18 protein-coding genes, 2 tRNA genes and 1 other RNA gene are annotated in these 20,871 nt (G+C 70.1%); 6 read left to right on the top strand and 15 right to left on the bottom strand.

Annotated features, from left to right (window positions below):
* Nucleotides 1-83: 83 nt before the first annotated feature.
* From recR to JFB92_RS22130, 3 genes are read right to left on the bottom strand one after another with little or no spacing between them, the layout of a single operon-like run.
* The gene (gene recR, locus JFB92_RS22140; protein WP_199043710.1) at nucleotides 84-683 is read right to left on the bottom strand and encodes a recombination mediator RecR; all 600 of its coding nucleotides are present in this window, start codon (nucleotides 681-683) and stop codon (nucleotides 84-86) included.
* A 24-nt stretch (nucleotides 684-707) separates the two neighbouring features.
* Nucleotides 708-1,052, bottom strand: a complete 345-nt coding sequence (locus JFB92_RS22135; protein ID WP_199043738.1) for a YbaB/EbfC family nucleoid-associated protein — start codon at nucleotides 1,050-1,052, stop codon at nucleotides 708-710.
* Between the two features lie 60 nt (nucleotides 1,053-1,112).
* A complete protein-coding gene (locus JFB92_RS22130) occupies nucleotides 1,113-2,912 on the bottom strand; it encodes a DNA polymerase III subunit gamma and tau (RefSeq protein ID WP_199043708.1) in 1,800 nt (599 codons plus the stop codon).
* A 195-nt stretch (nucleotides 2,913-3,107) separates the two neighbouring features.
* Between JFB92_RS22130 and JFB92_RS22125 the strand changes: the two genes are divergently transcribed.
* The gene (locus JFB92_RS22125) at nucleotides 3,108-4,568 is read left to right on the top strand and encodes an RICIN domain-containing protein (protein ID WP_199043706.1); all 1,461 of its coding nucleotides are present in this window, start codon (nucleotides 3,108-3,110) and stop codon (nucleotides 4,566-4,568) included.
* Nucleotides 4,569-4,596: 28 nt separating this feature from the next.
* Nucleotides 4,597-4,878, top strand: coding sequence for a sensor histidine kinase (locus tag JFB92_RS22120; RefSeq protein ID WP_199043704.1), 282 nt, complete (start codon nucleotides 4,597-4,599; stop codon nucleotides 4,876-4,878).
* Between the two features lie 32 nt (nucleotides 4,879-4,910).
* Here JFB92_RS22120 and JFB92_RS22115 read toward each other — a convergent pair.
* Nucleotides 4,911-4,983: transfer RNA gene (locus tag JFB92_RS22115), tRNA-Thr, on the bottom strand.
* Nucleotides 4,981-5,074: signal recognition particle sRNA small type (ffs, locus tag JFB92_RS22110), an RNA gene on the bottom strand. The genes JFB92_RS22115 and ffs overlap by 3 nt, the downstream gene beginning before the upstream one ends.
* A gap of 116 nt (nucleotides 5,075-5,190) precedes the next feature.
* Here ffs and JFB92_RS22105 point away from each other — a divergent pair.
* Nucleotides 5,191-5,280, top strand: a tRNA-Ser gene (locus JFB92_RS22105).
* Between the two features lie 84 nt (nucleotides 5,281-5,364).
* Here JFB92_RS22105 and JFB92_RS22100 read toward each other — a convergent pair.
* Nucleotides 5,365-6,279 (bottom strand): alpha/beta fold hydrolase, encoded by a 915-nt coding sequence (locus tag JFB92_RS22100; RefSeq protein ID WP_199043702.1) that lies wholly within the window; start codon nucleotides 6,277-6,279, stop codon nucleotides 5,365-5,367.
* Nucleotides 6,280-6,514: 235 nt separating this feature from the next.
* On the opposite strand from JFB92_RS22100, the gene JFB92_RS22095 reads away from it, so the two are divergent.
* A complete protein-coding gene (locus JFB92_RS22095; RefSeq protein WP_199043700.1) occupies nucleotides 6,515-7,171 on the top strand; it encodes an HAD family hydrolase in 657 nt (218 codons plus the stop codon).
* Here JFB92_RS22095 and cutA read toward each other — a convergent pair.
* The 8 genes from cutA to JFB92_RS26355 all read right to left on the bottom strand — a co-directional run bounded on the left by cutA (nucleotide 7,168) and on the right by JFB92_RS26355 (nucleotide 16,736).
* Complete coding sequence (cutA, locus tag JFB92_RS22090) at nucleotides 7,168-7,512, bottom strand: divalent-cation tolerance protein CutA (RefSeq protein ID WP_199043698.1); 345 nt, start codon at nucleotides 7,510-7,512, stop codon at nucleotides 7,168-7,170. The two genes, JFB92_RS22095 and cutA, sit on opposite strands and share 4 nt — an antisense overlap.
* Nucleotides 7,513-7,593: 81 nt before the next feature.
* Nucleotides 7,594-10,206: an ATP-dependent Clp protease ATP-binding subunit gene (locus JFB92_RS22085; RefSeq protein ID WP_233163665.1), complete on the bottom strand. Its 2,613-nt coding sequence runs from the start codon at nucleotides 10,204-10,206 to the stop codon at nucleotides 7,594-7,596.
* A 317-nt stretch (nucleotides 10,207-10,523) separates the two neighbouring features.
* Complete coding sequence (locus JFB92_RS22080; RefSeq protein WP_199043697.1) at nucleotides 10,524-10,877, bottom strand: histone-like nucleoid-structuring protein Lsr2; 354 nt, start codon at nucleotides 10,875-10,877, stop codon at nucleotides 10,524-10,526.
* 189 nt (nucleotides 10,878-11,066) lie between these two features.
* The gene (lysS, locus tag JFB92_RS22075; RefSeq protein ID WP_199043736.1) at nucleotides 11,067-12,521 is read right to left on the bottom strand and encodes a lysine--tRNA ligase; all 1,455 of its coding nucleotides are present in this window, start codon (nucleotides 12,519-12,521) and stop codon (nucleotides 11,067-11,069) included.
* Nucleotides 12,522-12,638: 117 nt separating this feature from the next.
* Nucleotides 12,639-13,418 carry an AmmeMemoRadiSam system protein B gene (gene amrB, locus JFB92_RS22070; protein WP_199043696.1) on the bottom strand — a complete coding sequence of 260 codons (780 nt, stop codon included), beginning with the start codon at nucleotides 13,416-13,418 and terminating at the stop codon, nucleotides 12,639-12,641.
* Nucleotides 13,419-13,480: 62 nt separating this feature from the next.
* Nucleotides 13,481-14,608 (bottom strand): AmmeMemoRadiSam system radical SAM enzyme, encoded by a 1,128-nt coding sequence (gene amrS / locus JFB92_RS22065; RefSeq protein ID WP_199043695.1) that lies wholly within the window; start codon nucleotides 14,606-14,608, stop codon nucleotides 13,481-13,483.
* A 74-nt stretch (nucleotides 14,609-14,682) separates the two neighbouring features.
* Nucleotides 14,683-15,774 carry an ABC transporter ATP-binding protein gene (locus tag JFB92_RS22060; protein ID WP_199043694.1) on the bottom strand — a complete coding sequence of 364 codons (1,092 nt, stop codon included), beginning with the start codon at nucleotides 15,772-15,774 and terminating at the stop codon, nucleotides 14,683-14,685.
* Nucleotides 15,775-16,007: 233 nt separating this feature from the next.
* Nucleotides 16,008-16,736: a maleylpyruvate isomerase mycothiol-dependent enzyme family protein gene (locus JFB92_RS26355; RefSeq protein WP_199043693.1), complete on the bottom strand. Its 729-nt coding sequence runs from the start codon at nucleotides 16,734-16,736 to the stop codon at nucleotides 16,008-16,010.
* A 47-nt stretch (nucleotides 16,737-16,783) separates the two neighbouring features.
* Here JFB92_RS26355 and JFB92_RS22050 point away from each other — a divergent pair, with 47 nt between their 5' ends.
* The gene (locus tag JFB92_RS22050) at nucleotides 16,784-17,848 is read left to right on the top strand and encodes a UDP-N-acetylmuramate dehydrogenase (protein WP_307789248.1); all 1,065 of its coding nucleotides are present in this window, start codon (nucleotides 16,784-16,786) and stop codon (nucleotides 17,846-17,848) included.
* A gap of 1 nt (nucleotide 17,849) precedes the next feature.
* On the opposite strand, the gene JFB92_RS22045 is transcribed toward JFB92_RS22050, so the two are convergent.
* A complete protein-coding gene (locus tag JFB92_RS22045) occupies nucleotides 17,850-20,042 on the bottom strand; it encodes an MMPL family transporter (protein WP_199043692.1) in 2,193 nt (730 codons plus the stop codon).
* 97 nt (nucleotides 20,043-20,139) lie between these two features.
* Between JFB92_RS22045 and JFB92_RS22040 the strand changes: the two genes are divergently transcribed.
* The gene (locus JFB92_RS22040) at nucleotides 20,140-20,760 is read left to right on the top strand and encodes a TetR/AcrR family transcriptional regulator (protein ID WP_199043690.1); all 621 of its coding nucleotides are present in this window, start codon (nucleotides 20,140-20,142) and stop codon (nucleotides 20,758-20,760) included.
* The last annotated feature ends 111 nt before the right edge of the window (nucleotides 20,761-20,871 follow it).

The following is a 20,871-nucleotide window of genomic DNA, read 5'->3' as shown; positions in this document are numbered from 1 at the left end:
TGTTACCTATAGCGCGCAACTCTCATTGATCTTCAGACACATTGCGGCCCAACGCGTTTCGCGAACGCGGCCGGCGGCGCCGGTCAGCCGTCGATGTCGCGGCGGCCGGAGAAGGCGCGGCCGAGCGTGACCTCGTCGGCGTACTCCAGATCGCCGCCGACCGGCAGGCCCGAGGCCAGCCGGGTCACCCTGAACCCCATGGGCTTGACCATCATCGCCAGGTAGGTGGCCGTGGCCTCGCCCTCGGTGTTGGGGTCGGTGGCGAGGATCAGCTCCTTCGTCTCGCCCTTCTGCAGCCTCGTGAGCAGGGAACGTATGCGCAGGTCGTCCGGCCCGATCCCCTCCAGAGGATTGATCGCGCCGCCGAGGACGTGGTAGCGGCCGCGGAACTCGCCGGTGCGCTCGATCGCCAGGACGTCCTTGGGCTCCTCGACCACGCAGATGAGCTCCTCGCTGCGGCGCTGGTCGCGGCAGATCGCGCACTGCTCGGACTCGGCGACGTTGCCGCAGGTCTCGCAGAACTTGACCTGCTGCTTGACCCGAGAGAGGGCCGAGGTGAGCCGCTCGACCTCCACGTCCTCGGCGGCGAGCAGGTGGAAGGCGAGACGCTGGGCGCTCTTGGGGCCGATGCCCGGCAGACGTCCCAGTTCCTCGATCAGATCGCCCAGTGCCCCGTCGTACACGCTGCTCCTCAGTTTCCGATGTCTCTAGCCGATGCCGGGCAGGCCCATGCCGCCGCCCATGCCGCCGAGCGCGTCGCCCAGCGGTCCCATCTTCTCCGAGGCCATGCGCTTGGCGTCCTCGGTCGCCGCCTGCACGGCGGCCAGGATGAGATCCTCGAGGGTCTCCACGTCCTCCGGGTCGACGGCCTTCGGGTCGATCTTGACCCCCTTGAGCTCGCCGTCGCCGGTGACCGTCGCGCTCACCAGACCGCCTCCGGCCGAGGCGGTCACCTCGGCCTCCTGCAGCTCTTCCTGGGCCTGCATGTAGTCGGCCTGCATCTGCTGCGCCTGCTGCAGCAGCTTCTGCATGTCTCCGCCACCGGGGAACATTGTCATCAACTCCTTGACGCCGGTTTCCTTGGTCTAGGACCCACCCTAGTCGGTTCGTCCCTACATGCGCTTCGCGCCGAAGGCGTCGGAGAGGAGCTTGACGGCCTGCTCTTCGCTGGTGCCGATGGCCCCCGGCGCGACCGGGTCGTCGGCCGACGGCTCGGCCTCGGGCTCCGGCGGAGGCGGCGGGACCCGGTCAGACTCCTCCCGCGGCCTCGGGGCCGGGGCCGCTTTTGGGACTTGCGCGGCCTCCCCCACCTCGCAGCGGACCTTCCAGGTGCCGCCGAGGACCTCGCCGAGGACCTCGGTGACCGTCGAGTAGGCCGGCTCCTTCTGGAGCGCCCCCGCGTGGAAGGCGTGCTTGAAGGCCAGGACCACCTCGCCGTCGGAGGCGTCGGCGACCGTGGCCTCGGACAGGATCGCCGCGGTGGTCTTCTTGCGGTCCTTGATGGCCATCATGATCCGGTCCCACTGCCGCCGGATCGAGGCCGCGGTCACCCCGCCGCCCTCGGCGGCCGGTGGCGGGGCCTGGGCCGCGGGCGCCGGTTCCGGCACGGGCTCGGGGACCGGCTCCAGGGCCGGGTCCGGACGCTCGGCCGGGGCGGCCTCTCGCGGTGGTTCGGGTTCGGCGCGCGGCGCGGGCGAAGGGGCGGGCGCCGGTTCTGGCGCCGCGCGGCGCGCGGCAGGTGCCGCGACGGCGTTCGCGCCGCGCTGCTCGAGCGTCTCCAGGCGCTGGAGCAGCCCGGCCATCGACTCGTCGGTGCCCGGCAGGATCGCGCGCACGCAGGCCAGCTCCAGCAGCAGCCGGGGCGCGGTGGCCCCCCGCATCCCGGCCAGGCCGTCGGCGACGACCTCGGCCATGCGCGTCAGTGTGGCCGTGCCCATGCGGGTGGCCTGGCTGGTCATCTTGGCGAGCTGGTCGGCCGGGGCGTCGATGAGCCCCGAGGAGCCCGCGTCCGGCACCTGGACCAGCACGATGAGGTCCCGCAGGCGTTCGAGCAGGTCCCCGGCGAAGCGGCGCGGATCGTGGCCGCCCTCGACGACGCGCTCGACGACCTCCATGACCGCCGCCCCGTCGGCGGCGGCGAACGCCTCGCACATCTCGTCGAGCAGCCCGGCGTCGGTGACCCCCAGCAGTGCGGCGGCGCGCTCGTAGGTGACGCCCTCGGCCCCGGCGCCGGCGATGAGCTGGTCCAGGACGCTGAGGGTGTCGCGGGCCGAGCCGCCTCCGGCGCGCACGACGAGGGGGAAGACGTCCTCGGCCACCTGGGCGCCCTCCTCGGCGCACAGCCGCTTGCACAGCTCGCGCATGGCCGGGGGCGGGATGAGGCGGAACGGGTAGTGGTGGGTGCGCGAGCGGATGGTGGGCAGGACCTTGTCCGGCTCGGTGGTCGCGAAGATGAACAGGACGTATTCGGGGGGCTCTTCGACGAGTTTGAGCAGCGCGTTGAAGCCCGCCGCGGTGACCATGTGGGCCTCGTCGATGATGTAGATCTTGTAGCGCGACTCCACCGGCGCGAAGACGGCGCGTTCGCGCAGCTCGCGGGCGTCGTCGACGCCGCCGTGGCTGGCCGCGTCGATCTCGATGACGTCGACCGAGCCGCGCCCGTCGGCGGCCAGGGACTTGCAGGAGTTGCACTCGCCGCACGGCTGGGGGGTGGGGCCGGCGGCGCAGTTGAGGGAGCGGGCCAGGATGCGGGCCGAGGAGGTCTTGCCGCAGCCGCGGGGCCCGGAGAAGAGGTAGGCGTGGTTGAGCCGCCCGGAACCGATGGCGTTGATGAGCGGTTCGGTGACGTGCTCCTGGCCGACCACCTCGGCAAAGGTCTGCGGCCGGTATTTGCGGTATAGCGCCAGTGCCACGACTTCCTCCCAGCTGCTCCGACGGCCCTCTTCGCCCTCCCGCAACGATACGGGCTGACTCCGACGCTCCGGGCTCCGACCGGCCCGGCCGGTCGTGAAACACAGGAACGCGCGCTTTCGGCCATGGCGCCCCTCACTGGCAAACGGTATCCTAATAATTCCAACATATTCGAATACATCGAATAGGAGAACACCTTGAGCACTCCCCCACTCCGGCGGCCGGTCCGATGGCCGTCCGTCTTCCTCGCCGCGGTCCTCGCCGCGACCGGGTTCACCTTCTTCGCGGGCGGCGCCCACGCCGCGGTCGAGACCGGCAGGTGGTACTCGATCGTCAACGTCCACTCCGGTCTCGCCGTCGACATCGAGGGCGCCTCCTCCGAGTCCGGGGCCGCGGCGCTGCTGTGGACTCCCACCGGCGCGGACAACCAGCAGTTCCGGTTCGTCGACGCAGGCGACGGGCACTACCGCATCGAAGCCCGGCACAGCGGTCAAGCGCTCGACGTCTACGCCAAGAGCACCGAGGGCGGCGCCGACGTCGTCCAATGGCCGTCCAACGGCGGGACCAACCAGCAGTGGCAGGTGAACGAGCAGTCCGACGGGACCTTCGAGCTCGTCAACCGCAACTCCGGCCTGGCCCTCGACAACTGGGAGGGGGCCACCGAGCCCGGCGGCCGCGTCTCCCAGTACGAGCGCAACGGCCTCGACACCCAGCGCTGGCGGCTGACCCCGGCCGACGACGACGGGCAGTCCGGGGACGGCTCGGCCTCCGATCCGAACCTCCAGTACTACGGGCGCTGGGCCGACGCCGGATCCTGGCGCACCATGGGCTGGGCCGGCGGCTACGTCGAGGCGGCCTTCACCGGCTCGGCCGTCGGCGTCCACCTGCGCGGCACGATCGACATGTACTACTCGATCGACGGCGCGCCCGAGCAGTGGATGCGGAACGTCTCCGGCGACGTCACCGTCGCGAGCGGCCTGAGCGGCTCCCACACGATCCGCATCGGGTTCCGCGAACTGGCCGGCTCCTACAACGGCGACCCGGCGTTCGGAGGGTTCATCCTCTCCGGCGGCCAGACGCTCCCGATGGAGCGGCCCGAGCACCACATCGAGTACATCGGCGACTCGATCACGGTGGGACAGCCGAACGGCGACCGCCCGTTCACGACCTACCCGTGGCTGACCGCCGAGGCCCTGGGCGCCTCCCACATGCAGGTCGCCGAGGGCGGCGCGTGCGTGTCCACCTACGACTGCCGCGGCATGGTCGAGTGGTTCCTGCGCACCGATAACCAGGACTATGACCGGCTCTGGGACTTCTCCTCCTACGACACCGACGTCGTGGTGATCAACCTGGGCACCAACAACCGGGTGAGCGCCGCCGAGTTCGAGGCCGACTACCTGCTGCTGCTGGAGCGGGCCCGCCAGGCGTACCCGGACGCGGAGATCCTCGCCATGGGCGTCTTCCGCGAACGGCTGCTGACCGAGGTCCAGAACGCCGTGGCCGACCGCAACGCCGCGGGAGACCAGCGGGTCCACTACGTCGACACCACCGGCTGGGTCGACCCCGCGACCGACACCCACGACAACGTCCACCCGACCGACGCCGGGCACCGGAGGATCGCCGATCTGCTGATCCCGGTCGTCGACCAGTACCTCTAGACCGGACCGGAGACGTGCCCGCCTCCCCGTGCGGGGAGGCGGGCACCGCGCGCCTCAGGGGCTCGCCGGCGCGGCGGTCCTGGAGGTGGAGAACTCGGGCCCGTCCGTGGCCGCCTACGAGGTCGAATCGCCCTTCGAACCGTTCCGCCGCCTGGGCGCCGAACGCGTCGCGACCGGCGACGGAGCCGGGCTCGGCCTGTCCATAGTCAGGGCCGTGGCCAGGGCCCACGGCGGCGAGGCCAATGCCGAACCGCGCCCCGAGGGCGGCCCGAAGGTCACCGTCACCCTCCCGCCCGAGGCACCGCAATGAAAAAGACCCCGGTCTCCCGAGGTCTATAACTGAGCCGCCTGACGGAATCGAACCGTCGACCTATTCATTACGAGTGAATCGCTCTGCCGACTGAGCTAAGGCGGCTGGGTCCCTCACGCACCCGCCAGAGCCCGCTTATCCTTGCTGCCTTCCGGCCCTGGGGAGGTTCACAAGATGACGCCGCATGAGGGACGGACAACAGGTTACCTCACTACGGCCGCCGCACCAAGCCGGGCGCGGCGCCCGAGTCGCCGAGGTCACCGCCGTTCACCCTCTGGGAACCCGGAGACGGTATCGGGTAAGCTTCCCGGCGGAGGATTCGCATAGTGGCCTAGTGCGCTCGCTTGGAAAGCGGGTTGGGTGTGAAAGCCCTCAGGGGTTCGAATCCCCTATCCTCCGCCACTTGAACAGGCAAAACGCCGGGGCGACCTTTCGAGCCGCCCCGGCGTTTTCTATGTCCGTCTCAACGGCGGGGTGCGTCCGGGTTCATCTCTCGGCGCGCGAGGCGACGTCCTCGACGGCTTCCAGGGCGAGGTCGGGCGCGTCGACGTAGATGTAGTGGCCGCTGCCCTCGGCGGTTTCGAGGCGGCTGCCGGTGGAGACGTCGAGCCAGTCGTTCTGGCCCGCGGTCCAGTCCTCCTCCAAGCCCTCTCCGTACTCGGGGTCCGCCTGCGCGAGGTACTGCACCCCGTGCTGGATCACCCGCACCGGGATGTCGCCCGCCGACTCGACCTCCCCGTCCGTGAAGACCAGCTGCTCGGGGTTCTGTCCCGCGTAGATCGCCAAGGTCTGCTCCCGCAGCGCGGCGGAGGCCTCGGGCGCGTCCTTTGGAATCCGGTCCTCCATGTCCGCCACCACGGTCGGCGAGGTGGCGTCCAGCAGGACCAGGCCGGCGACCAGATCCTGGTGGCCAGGGGCGTACCTGGCGGCGATCAGGCCGCCCATGGAGTGGCCCGCGAGCACGACCGGGTCGCCGCCGGCGACCTTGTCGATGACGCCGGTCAGGGTCTCCCCGACTGCCGCATAGTCCTGCGGGCCGTCCGGCTGGTCGCTCGAGCCCGCGCCGAGCCGGTCGTACGAGCACACCCGGCGGTCGGCGCTGATCGCCTCCTGGAAGTCGGCCATCGCGGTCAGGTCGTCGCCGCCGCCGTGCAGGAGCAGGACGATCGGCCCGTCGGCCTCGGGGTCGCCGGAGCACGAGATGTTCACCGTGTGGTCCCCGATCGTGAACGTCTCGGTGCCGGTGAACAGCGCGGCCTCGACGTCCTCGACCGCCTCGTCCATGTCCGACTCGAACTCCTCGACCGCATCGCCCATCTCCGAGCAGCCGGCGATCGCCGCACCCGCCAGCAGGAAGCCCGCCACTGTGGTCGCCGACGTCCCGATCCTCCTGCGGTTCATGCCGTTCCTCCAAATTGCGGTAGGCGTCTGAGCTCTTGGTCCCGGCGGTCTCGGGCGCCGAACCCGCATACGAGGCTATGGAGGCGGGGCCCCGGCATCATCCCCGTTCGGTGGACACTCTCCCGTCGCTCGCGCGGGGGACGAGTCGCTCCGGTGGCGGGACCGGTCCCGCGGGAGCATCGGGTTACCGGCGAGTTCGCCTGCGTATCATGGGCATGGTGAATTCGGGAGTGAGATGAGACTCGATCGCGAAGCAGTCCTGAAGGACGCCTCCCTGATCCTGCTCGACTTCGACGGACCGGTGTGCGGGGTCTTCGCCGGCCGTCCGGCCGCCGCGGTCGCCGCCGAACTGGTGGACTTCATCGGCGGGTTCTCCTCGTCCCTGGCCGCCGACCTCAAGGGCGTGTCCGATCCGCTCCAGGTACTGCGCTCGGCCGCCGAGGCGCTGCCGCGCAAGTCGGTCCACAGCGTCGACGAGTTCCTGTGCCGCGCCGAGATGGACGCGGTCGACACCGCCTCGGCCACGCCCGGCACGCCCGAGCTGATCGCCGAGGCGCACCGGCTCGGAAAGGCCGTGGCGATCGTGAGCAACAACTGCCCGCGGGCCATCGGCAAGTACCTGCGCGGAGCGGGCCTCGACCGCTACCTGTCGGCCGTGGTGGCCCGGCCCTACGGCCGCCCGCGGAGGATGAAACCCGACCCGTACCTGCTGTTCCAGGCGCTCGGTTCGACCGGCGTCGACGCCTCGCGGGCGTGCTTCATCGGCGACTCGGTCACCGACATCGAGGCTGGCCGCGCCGTCGGGGTGACCACGATCGGCTACGCCAACCGCCCCGGCAAGGCCGAACCGATGACGGCGGCCGGGGCCTCGCAGGTGGTCACCGAGATCTAGGCGGCCTCCCGGGTCTCGGCCACGACCCAGCGGTGGTAGGCCGGGCTCGCGTCCTGGACGGGGAAGGACACGACGCACGGGACCTCGTACGGGTGGAGGGCGTCGATGCGGGCGGACAGCTCGCCGAACAGCGACGCCCGCGTGTGGAAGCGGATGCGCTCCTCCCGCTCGTGGTCGACCTTCCCGTCCCACTGGAAGGTCGAGTGAACCCAGTCGGAGCGCTGCCCGCAGGCGACCAGCCGCTCCTGCAGCAGGGTCTCGACCATGAGCTGCATCATGGACGTGCGGGGGCCGGTGACGACCACCTCGCAGATCGGTTCGGGCCTGGCCGTTGCTTCCACCGCTCCTCCTTCGAAAGGCGCGGGGCGGAACCCTCGCAGGTCCCGCCCCGGCCGGTCGTCCTCTTCAGTTCTGCGGCGCCGCTACGCGCCGCCCTCTCCGGCCATGCCGCCGCGCGGCCCGGTGCCCGGGCTCTTGGGCGGCATCGTGCCGGTCCCGGCGCCGGGGCTCTTGGGGGCCCGCTCGCCGGCCAGCTCGGTCGGCGGCACGTCCGGGACCCCTTCGGGCTTGTCGGCGCCGCGGAAGGTCAGACGCGCGTTCTCGATGTCGGTCGGTTCGCCCTCGACGTCGACGAGCACTATCTGACCGGCCACGAACTCGTTGAACAGGATCTTCTCCGAGAGCTCGTCCTCGATCTCGCGCTGGATCGTCCGACGCAGCGGCCGGGCGCCCAGGACCGGGTCGTAGCCCTTGTGGCCCAGGTACCGCTTGGCGTTGTCGGTGAGCTCCAGCGCCATGTCGCGGTTGGCCAGCTGCGTCTCGATGCGCTCGACCATGAGGTCGACGATCTCGACGATCTCGGGCTCGGACAGCTTCGGGAACACGATCGTGTCGTCGATGCGGTTGAGGAACTCCGGCCTGAAGTGGTTCTTCAGCTCGTCGGAGACCTTCTCCTTCATCCGCTCGTAGTCGTTCTCGGCCTCGTCCCCGGCCTGGAAGCCGAGGGTGACGGCCTTGCCGACGTCCCGCGAACCGAGGTTCGTGGTCAGGATCAGCACCGTGTTCTTGAAGTCGACGATGCGGCCCTGGCCGTCGGTCAGTCGGCCGTCCTCGAGGATCTGCAGGAGCGTGTTGAACACGTCCGGGTGGGCCTTCTCGATCTCGTCGAACAGGACCACGCTGAACGGCTTCCTGCGGACCTTCTCGGTGAGCTGCCCGCCCTCGTCGTAGCCGACGTACCCGGGAGGGGCGCCGACCAGGCGGGAGACGGTGTACCGGTCGTGGAACTCGGACATGTCCAGCTGGATCAGCGAGTCCTCGGAGCCGAACAGGAACTCCGCGAGGGCCTTGGCCAGCTCGGTCTTGCCGACGCCCGAGGGGCCGGCGAAGATGAACGAGCCCGAGGGCCGCTTCGGGTCCTTCAGGCCGGCGCGGGTGCGCCGGATGGCCTGGGAGACGGCCTTGACCGCGTCGGTCTGGCCCACGATGCGCTTGTGGAGCTCGTCCTCCATGTGCAGCAGGCGGGAGGTCTCCTCCTCGGTGAGCTTGTAGACCGGGATGCCGGTCCAGTTCGCCAGGACCTCGGAGATCATCTCGTCGTCGACCTCGGTGACCTGGTCGAGGTCGCCGGCCTTCCACTCCTGCTCGCGCTTGGCGCGCTTCTCGTGCAGGCGCTTCTCGGTGTCGCGCAGGCTCGCGGCGGCCTCGAAGTCCTGGGCGTCGATCGCCGACTCCTTGTCGCGGCGGGTCTCGGCGATCTCCTCGTCGATCTCCCGCAGGTCCGGCGGCGCGGTCATGCGGCGGATGCGCATCCGGGCGCCGGCCTCGTCGATCAGGTCGATGGCCTTGTCCGGCAGGAACCGGTCGGAGATGTACCGGTCGGCCAGGGTGGCCGCGGCCACCAGCGCGCCGTCGGTGATCGAGACCCGGTGGTGGGCCTCGTAGCGGTCGCGCAGGCCCTTGAGGATCTCGATGGTGTGCGACAGGCTCGGCTCGGCGACCTGGATCGGCTGGAAGCGGCGCTCGAGCGCGGCGTCCTTCTCCAGGTACTTGCGGTACTCGTCGAGCGTGGTCGCGCCGATCGTCTGGAGCTCGCCGCGGGCCAGCATCGGCTTGAGGATGCTGGCGGCGTCGATGGCGCCCTCGGCGGCGCCGGCCCCGACGAGCGTGTGGATCTCGTCGATGAACAGGATGATGTCGCCGCGGGTCTTGATCTCCTTGAGGACCTTCTTCAGGCGCTCCTCGAAGTCACCGCGGTAGCGGCTGCCGGCCACCAGGGCGCCCAGGTCCAGCGTGTAGAGCTGCTTGTCCTTGAGCGTCTCGGGGACCTCGCCCTTGGTGATCGCCTGGGCCAGTCCCTCGACGGCGGCGGTCTTGCCGACGCCGGGCTCGCCGATGAGCACCGGGTTGTTCTTGGTCCGGCGGGACAGCACCTGCATGACGCGCTCGATCTCGCGCTGCCGGCCGATGACCGGGTCGAGCTTGCCTTCGCGGGCGGCCTGGGTCAGGTTGCGGCCGAACTGGTCCAAAACGAGCGAGCCGGACTGCTGCGACTCCGAGGAGGTGCCCCCGGCGGTGGCGCCGGCCGGCTCCTTCCCCTGGTAGCCGGAGAGCAGCTGCAACACCTGCTGGCGGACCCGGTTGAGGTCGGCGCCCAGCTTGATGAGCACCTGCGCGGCCACGCCCTCGCCCTCGCGGATCAGGCCCAGGAGGATGTGTTCGGTACCAATGTAGTTGTGTCCCAGTTGCAGGGCCTCGCGCAGGCTCAGCTCCAGCACCTTCTTCGCCCGGGGGGTGAAGGGGATGTGGCCGCTGGGCGCCTGCTGGCCCTGGCCGATGATCTCCTCGACCTGCTGACGGACGCCTTCCAGGGAGATGCCCAGGCTCTCCAGGGCCTTCGCCGCCACGCCCTCGCCCTCGTGGATGAGGCCGAGGAGGATGTGCTCCGTGCCGATGTAGTTGTGGTTGAGCATCCTGGCCTCTTCTTGAGCCAGGACGACCACGCGTCGGGCACGGTCGGTAAACCGTTCAAACATGCGCTTCTGCTCCTCGCACTGCAAATCTACGGCTCGCAAGCTTCGCCGAGGTGGCGCCGCTTCTCGTCGATTCTCACTGGTCGTGGCTTATAGAACCCTGTGGGTACACCTTATCTCCCGAGGCCGTCGGCCGCCGGTGCCACATGGCTGAACAACAAGTGTGCTCGTCCGGGCATTCCCGGAGAAATGCCGTTCGCTGTGAGCGCAATAGTGCCTCACGGGTGCGACGACCGGAGATTCGCCCGAGCGGGCCGCGTACGGCGAACGCCCGCGACCGTTCCGGTCGCGGGCGTCGAGCCGATGGGGCCGCCGGGCCTCTAGCGGTGAGCCGCGTTGTATTCCTCCACGATGCTCTGGGGAATCCGGCCGCGCGGTGACACCTTCTTGCCGTTGCGCTCGGCCCACTCGCGGATGGCCTTGTTCTGCTCGCGGTCGACCGCCTGGCGGCGCCCGGAGCCGCCGCGGGCCGGTCCGCGGGTGATGCCAACGCTGTAACGTCCCAGCCGGGTGCCGTGCTCCTGGAATTTCGCCAGGGACTCGCGCAGTTCATTGGCGTGCGAGGCGGAAAGGTCGATCTCGTAGGCCTGCCCGTCGATAGCGAATTTGACGGTCTCCTCGGCCTTACCGCCGTCGATATCGTCAATCAGGATGACCTGTGTCTTCTTCGCCATGGCAAATTCCTCTCGCTGTGAAGCGACTCGCGCTTAGCGGCTACCGTTGTTAGTGCCAGAGCATATACGAGTCCCTTAGAGAACCGAAAGAGGGCCCCTCTCGGGAAATCATTCTGCCTCCTCGATGCCGCTCGCGAGGCGAATTGTCTCTTCGGGAGCGTTTGAGCGAAAGGGAAGGCCCCTCTTTCTTTATTCTGGTTTCACCAGCGGGAAGAGTATGGTCTCTCGGATGCCGAGTCCGGTGAGCGCCATAAGCAGGCGGTCGATTCCCATGCCCATACCGCACAGCGGCGGCATGCCGTATTCCATCGCCCTGAGGAAGTCCTCGTCGACGCGCATGGCCTCGTCGTCGCCCCCTGCTGCCAGCCTGGCCTGGGCTTCCAGGCGTTCACGCTGGACGACCGGGTCGACCAGCTCGGAATAGCCGGTGGCCAGTTCGAAACCGCGGGCGTAGAGGTCCCATTTCTCGGTCAGTCCGGGAGTGGCGCGGTGACCGCGAGTGAGCGGACTGGTCTCCTCGGGGTAGTCGAAGACGAACGTGGGCGCATCCAGCTTGTCGACCACGAGGTGCTCGAACAATTCCTCGGCGAGTTTCCCGGGGCCCCAGAGCGGGTCGACGTCCAGATCGACTTTGTCGGCATAGGCGCGGAGCGTGTCCAGCTGAGTGTCGACGGTCACTTCCTCTCCGAGCGCTTCGGAAAGGGACCCGAAGAGGGTCGTCTCCGCCCACTCGCCGCCGAGGTCGTAGGCCGAACCGTCCGCGAGAGTGACCGCGGTGGAGCCGAACACGGACTCGGCCGAGCCTTGAACGAGCGATTTGGTCAACTCGGCGATGGTCCGGTAGTCGCCGTAGGTCCGATAGGCCTCGAGCATCGCGAACTCCGGCGAATGGGAGGAGTCGGCGCCCTCGTTGCGGAAGTTCCGGTTGATCTCGAATACGCGGTCGATCCCGCCGACCACGCACCGCTTCAAATAGAGCTCGGGGGCGATTCGCAGATACAGGTCCATGTCGTAGGCGTTCATGTGCGTCACGAACGGCCTGGCGGTGGCCCCGCCGGGCTGGACCTGCATCATCGGGGTCTCGACCTCGACGAAGTCCTGGCCGTGGAGCTGGTCGCGGAGCGAGCGGATGACCGCGGCGCGGTTGCGGGCGTTGTCGCGGGCCTCGGGGCGCACGATGAGGTCGACGTAGCGCTGGCGGACCCGGGTCTCCTCGGCCAGGGGCTTGTGGGCGACCGGGAGGGGCCGCAGGGCCTTGGAGGTGACGGCCCATTCGTCGGCCATGACCGACAGCTCGCCGCGGCGGGAGGCGACGACTTCGCCGGTGACGCCGATGTGGTCGCCGATGTCGACCAGGTGCTTCCACTCGTCCAGGGACTCCTTGCCGAGCTTGCCCTGGGAGAGCATGACCTGGAATTCGGTGCCGTCGCCCTCGCGCAGGCGCGCGAAGCACAGTTTTCCGGCCTCGCGCAGGAAGATGACGCGGCCGGTGGTCGAGGCGGTGACGCCGGAGGACTCGCCGGGCTCGAGCTCGGCGAAGCGCTCGCGCAGCTCGGCGAGCGTGTGCGTGCGTCGGTAGCCGAGCGGGTAGGGCTCCTTGCCGGACTCGAGCAGCTCGGCGCGCTTGGCGCGCCTGATCTTCATCTGCTCGGGAAGGTCGTCGCCGGTCTCGGTGGTCTGCTGCTCGTGCTCGGTCACGTATTCAAGGGTAGATGCCCGGTCTCGGGCCCGGCATGCGAGTTTCGCCGCGGACCCCGCAGGTCACAGGCGGGGCGAGTCGATGGCGAAGACGGGGTACCCGACCACGCGGTCGGTCTGCCCGGTGGCGTCGGCGGAGGTGGCCAGGGCCAGGCGGCGGGGGCGGCGGCCGGTCGCGTCGGCCCAGGCGACGGTGCCCCTGAGCGCGAAGACGCCGCAGGCGTCGGAGGTGGAGATCTCGCGGGGCCGCAGGGCCTCGATCGAGGCGGCCGTGGACTGGTCGAGCCGCCGGGCGGTCTCGTCGTCGTGGTAGTGGGACAGGTCGGTCGAGCACAGCAGGACGGTGCCCTCGCCGGCCTCCTCGAGCAGCGAGGAGATGGCGCGGGCGGTGTCGGGCGTCTGGCTCATGCCCACGGCCACGGGCGTGACCTCGAACCGGTCTCCGAGGGCGACCTGGAGGAACGGCAGCTGGACCTCCAGGGAGTGCTCGGCCTCGTGCGGCAGGCGCGAGGAGCCGACGACGCCGGTGGGCGCGGCGTTCACCCGGCCCAGCGGGGTCTGCCAGGCCGAGTACGGGGCGGCGGCGTGCCCGCGCAGCGGGTGGTGGTGGGACGGCCCGACGAGAACGACGCGCCGGATGCGGTCGCGGTGGGCGGCCAGGCGGGCGTAGACCTGGGCCGCGACGGCTCCGGAGAAGCGGTAGCCGGCGTGCGGAACGATGTAGGCGTCCTCAAGCCGCTCGCCGGGGTCGGTCTCGACTGCGGCCAGGAGCCCGGTGATCTCGGCTCGGAGCCGGTCGGGGTCGGCGGAGTAGAACCGTCCGGCGACGGCCGGCGGTCTCACGGTGTCTGATTTCGTCGAGGGCATAGTTCGTCTGTCTCTCGCGTGCGTGTGGTCGGTTCCTGTTACTTATGTGACGGCGCGGCGAGTCGGATCGGTTGCCGCCGAGGTCCCCAGTCTCCGGCCGGACCCTCGTAGATCCCGGGAATGCCGGTGCCGCAGAACGAGCATTGTCCGGAATCTGACAGATCATAGCGGTCGATTCGGTACCAATCCCTCACTACGAGAGCTTCACCACAGCTCGGGCAGTAGGTCGTCTGGTTCGCCGGGTCGTGGACGTTGCCGGTGTAGACGTACCGCAGCCCGGTGCGCACTGCGATCTCGCGGGCCCGCCGCAGGGTCGCCGGCGGCGTCGGCGGGACGTCGCGCATCTTGAAGTCCGGGTGGAAGGCCGTGAAGTGGAGGGGCACGTCCGGTCCCAGCCGGTCGGCGATCCACTCGCATTCGGCGGTTATCTCGGAGTCGGAGTCGTTGTGGCCGGGAATCAGCAGGGTGGTGATCTCGGTCCACGCCTCGGTCTCGTGCACCAGGTATTCGAGGGTGTCGAGCACCGTTCTCAGCGAGGCGAACGCGATCTTCTTGTAGAACTGCTCGGTGAACGCCTTGAGGTCGATATTGGCGGCGTCCATATGGGAGTACAACTCGCCGCGGGCGCCCGGATTGATGTATCCGGCCGAGACGGCCACGGCCCTCAGGCCGGCCTCGCGGGCGGCGTCGGCGCAGTCGGCGGCGTACTCGAGGAAGATCGTCGGATCGTTGTAGGTGAAGGCGATCGACTCGCAGCCAAGGCGCTTCGCGGTCTCGGCGAGCGTCTCGGGGGAGGCCGAGGAGGTGAGGGTGTCGATCTCGCGGGACTTGGAGATGTCCCAGTTCTGGCAGAACCGGCAGGCCAGATTGCATCCGGCGGTGCCGAAGGAGAGCACCGGGGTGCCCGGCAGGAAGTGGTTGAGCGGCTTCTTCTCGATCGGGTCGATGCAGAAGCCCGAGGAGCGGCCGTAGGAGGTCAGGACGATCTGGTCGCCGTGGCGGGCCCGCACGAAGCACAGGCCGCGCTGGCCGTCCCGCAGACGGCAGGCCCGCGGGCAGACGGTGCACTCGATGCGGCCGTCGTCGAGCGCACGGTGGTGCACGGTGCCGACGGTGTACTCGTCGGCCCCCGCCACGCGCGGCCGTTGCACTCCAGGGGCGGCCATGTCCTCAACCGTAGCGCTGGAGACGTGGAACGGACCGCGCGGGAGAGCCCGCGCGGTCCGCCAGGAGGAGTGCCTTAGTTCAGGCGGTCGCCGCTCGAGGCGTGGAAGACGTGCTCGTGGCCCGGTTCGGGGACCACGTACACCGTCTCCGACAGGCGCGGGACGTTGGCCGACTCGGTGCGCACCACGAAGCGCTCCGAGGCGCCGTCGTAGGCGGCGTGGCCGTAGACGTAGGCTTCCGAGCCGAGCTCTTCGACCAGGTCGACCTCGATCGGGATGCCGCCGGAGGACTCGCTGCCGAGCTTGCAGTGCTCGGGGCGGATGCCGATGGTGACCTCGCCGTTGCCGTCGCCGTTGGCCGCGTCGCGGACCTCGCGGGACAGCGGGAGGGCCGTGTCGCCGAACATGGCGCCGGACTCGGTGAGCGAGACGGTCTTGATGTTCATCGCCGGCGAGCCGATGAAGCCGGCGACGAAGACGTTGGACGGGGTCTCGTACAGCACGCGCGGGCTGTCGCACTGCTGGAGGAGGCCGTCCTTGAGCACCGCGATGCGGTGGCCCATCGTCATGGCCTCGACCTGGTCGTGGGTGACGTAGACGGTGGTGATGCCCAGGCGCTTCTGGAGCGAGGCGATCTGGGAGCGGGTCTGGACGCGGAGCTTGGCGTCGAGGTTCGACAGCGGCTCGTCCATGAGGAACACCTGCGGCTCGCGCACGATGGCGCGGCCCATGGCCACACGCTGACGCTGACCACCGGAGAGGGCCTTGGGCTTGCGGCCCAGGTAGTCCTGCAGGTCCAGGAGCTTGGCCGCCTCGTCCACGCGCTGCTTGATGTCGGCCTTCGGCATGCGGCGCAGCTTGAGGGCGAACGCCATATTGTCGAAGACGCTCATGTGGGGGTAGAGCGCGTAGTTCTGGAAGACCATCGCGATGTCGCGGGACTTCGGGGGGAGGTTGGAGACGTCGGTCTCGTTGATGAAGACCGAGCCCTCGTCGATCTCTTCGAGGCCGGCGAGCATGCGGAGCGAGGTCGACTTCCCGCAGCCGGAGGGCCCGACGAGAACGAGGAATTCGCCGTCCTGCACCTCGAGATTGAGGCGGTCCACGGCGGGCGTGTCCGAGCCCGGATAGATGCGCGTGGCATCCTGATAGGTCACTGTGGCCATTTTATGGTCCTTTCACTGGCAGGTACGTGCCAGACGATCCGTTGTAAAAGGCGTGCTTGTACCGGCTGCAGTGCGGACCTCGCGGAGCGCGGCCCTGCGCTGCGGCTCTCGCCACGGGCGGATCGACCGCGGCGTGGCGTGTGGCGAGCCTAACGGTTTGGGAATGCCTTTGCCAAGTCCCCGGTGGACATTTGTCCGGTTCTCCGTGAATGGATGCAGAACCGTTACCGGGCTCACTCCACGCGGAGGGCCTGGAGGAGGACCTCGTCGCCGACGACGTCGCAGATGCCGAACGGGAGCCGGCCCCACAGGGCCAGGGCGATGTCGGAGGCCGATCCGGCGGCGCGGGCCTGAAGCTCGGTGCGGGGGTCGGGGTGGTCGAGCAGGGCGATGTTGCCGTCGCGCAGCCGCACGAACCAGGAGGCGTCGGCGTCCTGGGCGAACAGCTGGACCAGGCCGCCGTGGTCGGATTCGCCGCGGCGGTGCCCGGCGGGGATGTGGGCCTCGAAGACCTCGGAGATGGCGTCGGTGGCGAGCGCGGCCGGGATCGGGGCGGTGGCGCCGACGGCCATCTGCACGTCCCAGCGGGACAGGCCGGTGGCCACGACGGTCCGGCGGTGCCAGAATTCGGAGCGCCACTCGACCGGCGCCCAGGTCCAGGCCGGGGCCTCGGGCGGGTGCGATTCGAGGGCGTCGACGACGGCGCCGAGCGCCTCGTCGAACTCCTCGGGGTGCTCCACTCGCACGGCCGGGGGCTCGGGTATGTCGGGGGCGCCGTCGGCCTCCAGCGCGTCGGCGGCCCACCGGTAGAGGCGCACCAGTTCGGCCAGGATTCCGGCCACGGTCGCCTCGGGTCGGGAGGGCACCAGACGCGGGAGGACCTCGGGGCCCGTGATCTCGCGCAGGCCGCCGGCCTCCTTCTTCAACTCGGTCAGGTAGTCCGTGATCCTCGGCTTAGACATGGTGACCGCCGTTCCTCGTAGCCTGCATAAAGCTTAGGCTTTGCGGCGTGACGGACGCCAGCCACCGGCCGACCGCGGGCTACGCAGCGGGTCGGATAACCGACAAAACGCTCGGACAGTACACGACGCTGCGGGTCGGGGGCCCGGCGCGCGAACTGGTCGAGACGGCCTCCTCGGAGGAGGCGGTCGAGGCGCTGCGCGTCGCCGAGGGCTCGACCCTGGTCCTGGCCGGGGGCAGCAACGTGGTCGTCGGCGACGCCGGTTTCGACGGGACGGTGGTGCTGCTGCGCGGCGGCGGGATCACCGAACTCGGCGGGGACGCGGTGCGGGTCCAGGCCGGACAGAACTGGGACGAGTTCGTGTCCTGGACGGTCGAGAACGGGTACGCGGGGGTGGAGTTCCTCAGCGGCATCCCCGGCTCGGCGGGGGCGACCCCGATCCAGAACGTGGGGGCCTACGGGCAGGAGGTCGCGCAGACGATCGTCCGGGTCGCGGTCTGGGACCGCCGGACCGACCGGATCCGCGACTGGTCCGCCGAGGAATGCGCCTTCTCGTACCGGCACAGCGCCTTCAAGCACGACGACCGCTACTTCGTGATGCACGTCGACTTCCAGCTCGAGCGGGGCGCGTCGTCCCGGCCGGTCGCCTACGCCGAGGCGGCGGGGCGCCTCGGCGTCGAGGTCGGCGACCGGGTTCCGCTGCGGGCGGCCCGCGAGGCGGTCCTGGAGCTGCGGCGCGGCAAGGGCATGGTGCTCGACGAGGCCGACCACGACACCTGGAGCGCCGGCTCGTTCTTCACCAACCCGGTCATCGCCGCCGAGCACTACCGGAAGCTGACCGAGCGGACCGGCGGCGAGGCGCCGCACTGGCCGGTCGGCGACGAGGTGAAGGTCTCGGCGGCGTGGCTGATCGGCGCGGCGGGCTTCGAGAAGGGCTACCGCAGGGGCAACGCGGGCCTGTCCACCAAGCACACGCTCGCCCTGACCAACCGGGGCGGCGCGACCGGCGCCGAGGTGCTGGCGCTGGCGATGGAGGTCGCCGACGAGGTCGAACTCAAGTTCGGCGTCCGGCTGCGCCCCGAGCCGGTCATCGTCGGCGCGAGTCTGGCCTGAGTCAGTCGCTGATGCCGATGCGGGCGTGGAGCCTTCGCAGCGGCGCCGGCGCCCACCAGTTCCAGCGGCCGGTCAACCGCATGAGCGCCGGCAGCAGGACGCCGCGGATGACCGTCGCGTCGACGACCACGGCCAGGGCCATGCCGATCCCCAGCATCTGGAGGAAGACCACGTCGCCGGTGGCGTAGACGGCGAAGGTGAAGGCCAGCACGAGGGCGGCGGCGGTGACCAGCGGGGCGCTGCGTCCGAGGCCGACGGCGATGGAGCGGACCTCGTCGCCGCTGCGGTCGCGTTCCTCCTTGATGCGGGAGAGCATGAACACCTCGTAGTCCATGGACAGGCCGTAGGCGATGCAGAACATGAGGATGGGGATGCTCGGCTCGAACGAGCCCTGCGGGGTGAAGCCGAGCAGTCCGGAGAGGTTCCCGTCCTGGAAGATCCACACCAGCGCCCCGAACATGACCGACAGCGACAGCGCGTTGAGGACGGTGGCCTTGAGCGGGGCGACGACGCTGCCGGTCATGAGGAACAGGATCGCGAAGGTGACCAGCACGATCAGGGCCACCACGAGCGGGAGCCGGTCGAGCAGGGCGTCGCGGAAGTCGGCCAGGTCGGCCGGGTACCCCGAGACCGAGACCGCGAAGGGCGCCTCGACGGCGCGGACCCGTTCGACCATGCCGTAGGGGTCCGCGCGCATGGCGTCGCCGGAGGGGACGGCCTCGATCCAGGTGCGGTCGTCGGCGGCCGCGAACCGGGCGGCGTCGCCGTCGGCGACCTGCTCGCCATCGACGAACCGGCCGGCGGCCGAGTCGACCTGGACGATGCCGGGGACGGCCGAGACCTCGGCGGCGTATGCGGCCAGGTCCGGCCCGGGGTCGGTCACCAGGATCTGGAGGGCGTCGGAGGCTTCGGCGGCGAAGTTCGCGGTGACCTGGTCGGCGACCTGGCGGGAGTCGGCGTCCTCGGGGAGGGCGCGCTCGTCGGGGACGCCGAAGCGGACGCCGAGGAACGGGGAGGCCAGCAGCAGCACCAGCGCCAGGGCGGTCGCGCCCCACAGGATCGGGCGGCGCATGACGGCGTCGGCGAGGCGGTACCAGCGGCTGCGCTCGACCGGTCTCGCACTGCCGCGCGACTCGACCCGGTGGCCCCATAGGGCCAGGGCGGCCGGGAGGACGAGGACGGCTCCGATCACGGCGGTGAAGGGCACCAGGATGCCGGCGTAGGCGAAGGAGCGCAGGAACGGGAACGGCATGGCCAGCAGCACCGAAAGGCTGACGGCGACGGTGACGGCGCTGAAGACGACCGTGCGCCCGGCGGTGGCGACGGCGCGGGCCACGGCCTCGGCGCGTTCGAGTCCGGTCTCGGTCTCCTCGCGGTAGCGGTTGACGATGAACAGGCAGTAGTCGACGGCCAGGCCCACGCTCATGACCAGGACGATGTTGGCCGCGAAGGTGGAGACCTCGGTGGCGGCGGCGATCGCGCGCATGAGGGCGAGCGAGGCGGCCAGGGAGAACAGCCCGACCCCGAGGGTCAGCAGCGCGGCGACCGGCCGCCGGTAGAGGACGACGAGCAGGATCAGCAGTCCGGGCAGGACGATCGCCTCGGCGACCAGGAAGTCGGAGCGGGCGGTCTCGGCGGCCTCGCGGAACAGCTCGTCGGAGCCGCCGACGGCGACGGCGACCGCCCCCGACTCACCGGTGAAGTCGTCTTTGAGCTCGGGCAGGACGTTCTGGCGGATGTCGGTGACGTCGCCGGGGATGTAGGCGAGGATGAGCGCCTGCGAGCCGTCGTCGCCGCGCAGGCTCGGCGCCTGCGCGTCCCAGTAGGAGTCGACGGTGGCGGTGCGGGGGTGCGCCTGGAGGGCCGCGGCCAGTTCGGCTCCCGCCTCGGCGGCTTCGGGCGAGTCGACGTCGCCGTTCTCGGCGGTGACCAGGAGCAGGAAGTTGGCCGAGCCGACGCCGAACCGCTCGTCGAGCTCGTCGCCGGTGACGATTGACTCGGAGCCGGGCGCCTCGAACCGGGAGAGCACGAGCGCGTCGAGGGTGCCCGAGCCGACGGCGGCGGCGCCGATGAAGAACAGGAGCGCGGTCGTGAGTATGAGGCGGGCGCGGCGGACGGTGAAGCGGCCGAGGCGGTGCAGGGCCGAGGGCGCCTGGGTCGGCTGCTGCTTAGGATGCTGGGCGGTGGAGGTCATGTGGGGTCTCCCGACCGACGTATGCTTAAAAGACGAGTGATTGCTCGTATTAAAAATACGAGCACTTACTCGTGTTTTCGATACCGAGAGGCGATTCGTGACCGAGGACACGCCCAAACCGGCGCGGAAGCGGCAGGCGCGCGGCCAGAGGCGCATGGAGCAGCTGCTGGACGCGGCCGCCGAGGTCTTCGCCGAGAAGGGGTTCAAGGGCGCCAGCACCAACGCCGTCGCCGCGCGGGCGGGGGCCTCGCCGGGGACGCTGTACCAGTTCTTCGGCAACAAGGAGGAGCTGGCGGAGGCGCTGATGGCCCGCTACGTCGACCGCCTGAGGGCCGCGCACGGCGAGGCGTTCGACCCCGCGCTGGCCTCGCTGCCCCTGGACGAGCTGATCGACCGGGTGATCGACCCCCTGATCGCCTTCGACCGCGCCAACCCCGGCTTCCCGGCCCTGCTGGCTGATCCTGACCTCTCCCCCGAGCTGGCGGGAGCCAAGAAACCCGCGCAGAACGTGATGTTCGACCGCCTCGACCTGATCTTCAAGACCCGCGCCCCGCACCTGGAACCCGACCAGCGCCACCGGACGGCGGAGGTCGCGGTCCACCTCTTCAGGGGCCTGCTACCCCTGATCATGGGCGCCGCCGAAGGCGAGGAGCTGGCGGCGGTGACCGCGGAGACGAAGCGCGCTCTGGGCGCCTACCTGTCATCGGTGATCGGCTGAGCCCGGCGGGTGCCGAGCGCGTTCACCTTGAGCTTCACCCGGGCGGCGACGGAGCACGGAGGAGTCGGCTGGGGTCGGTGGCCGGGTGCGGGTCGTGTCGGGCCCGGCTTC

This window comes from Glycomyces salinus (assembly GCF_016428645.1).
Taxonomy (GTDB): Bacteria; Actinomycetota; Actinomycetes; order Mycobacteriales; family Micromonosporaceae; genus Glycomyces; species Glycomyces salinus.
The sequence above is the reverse complement of the archived record's forward strand: the minus strand, read 5'-3'. Positions and strand labels throughout refer to the sequence as shown.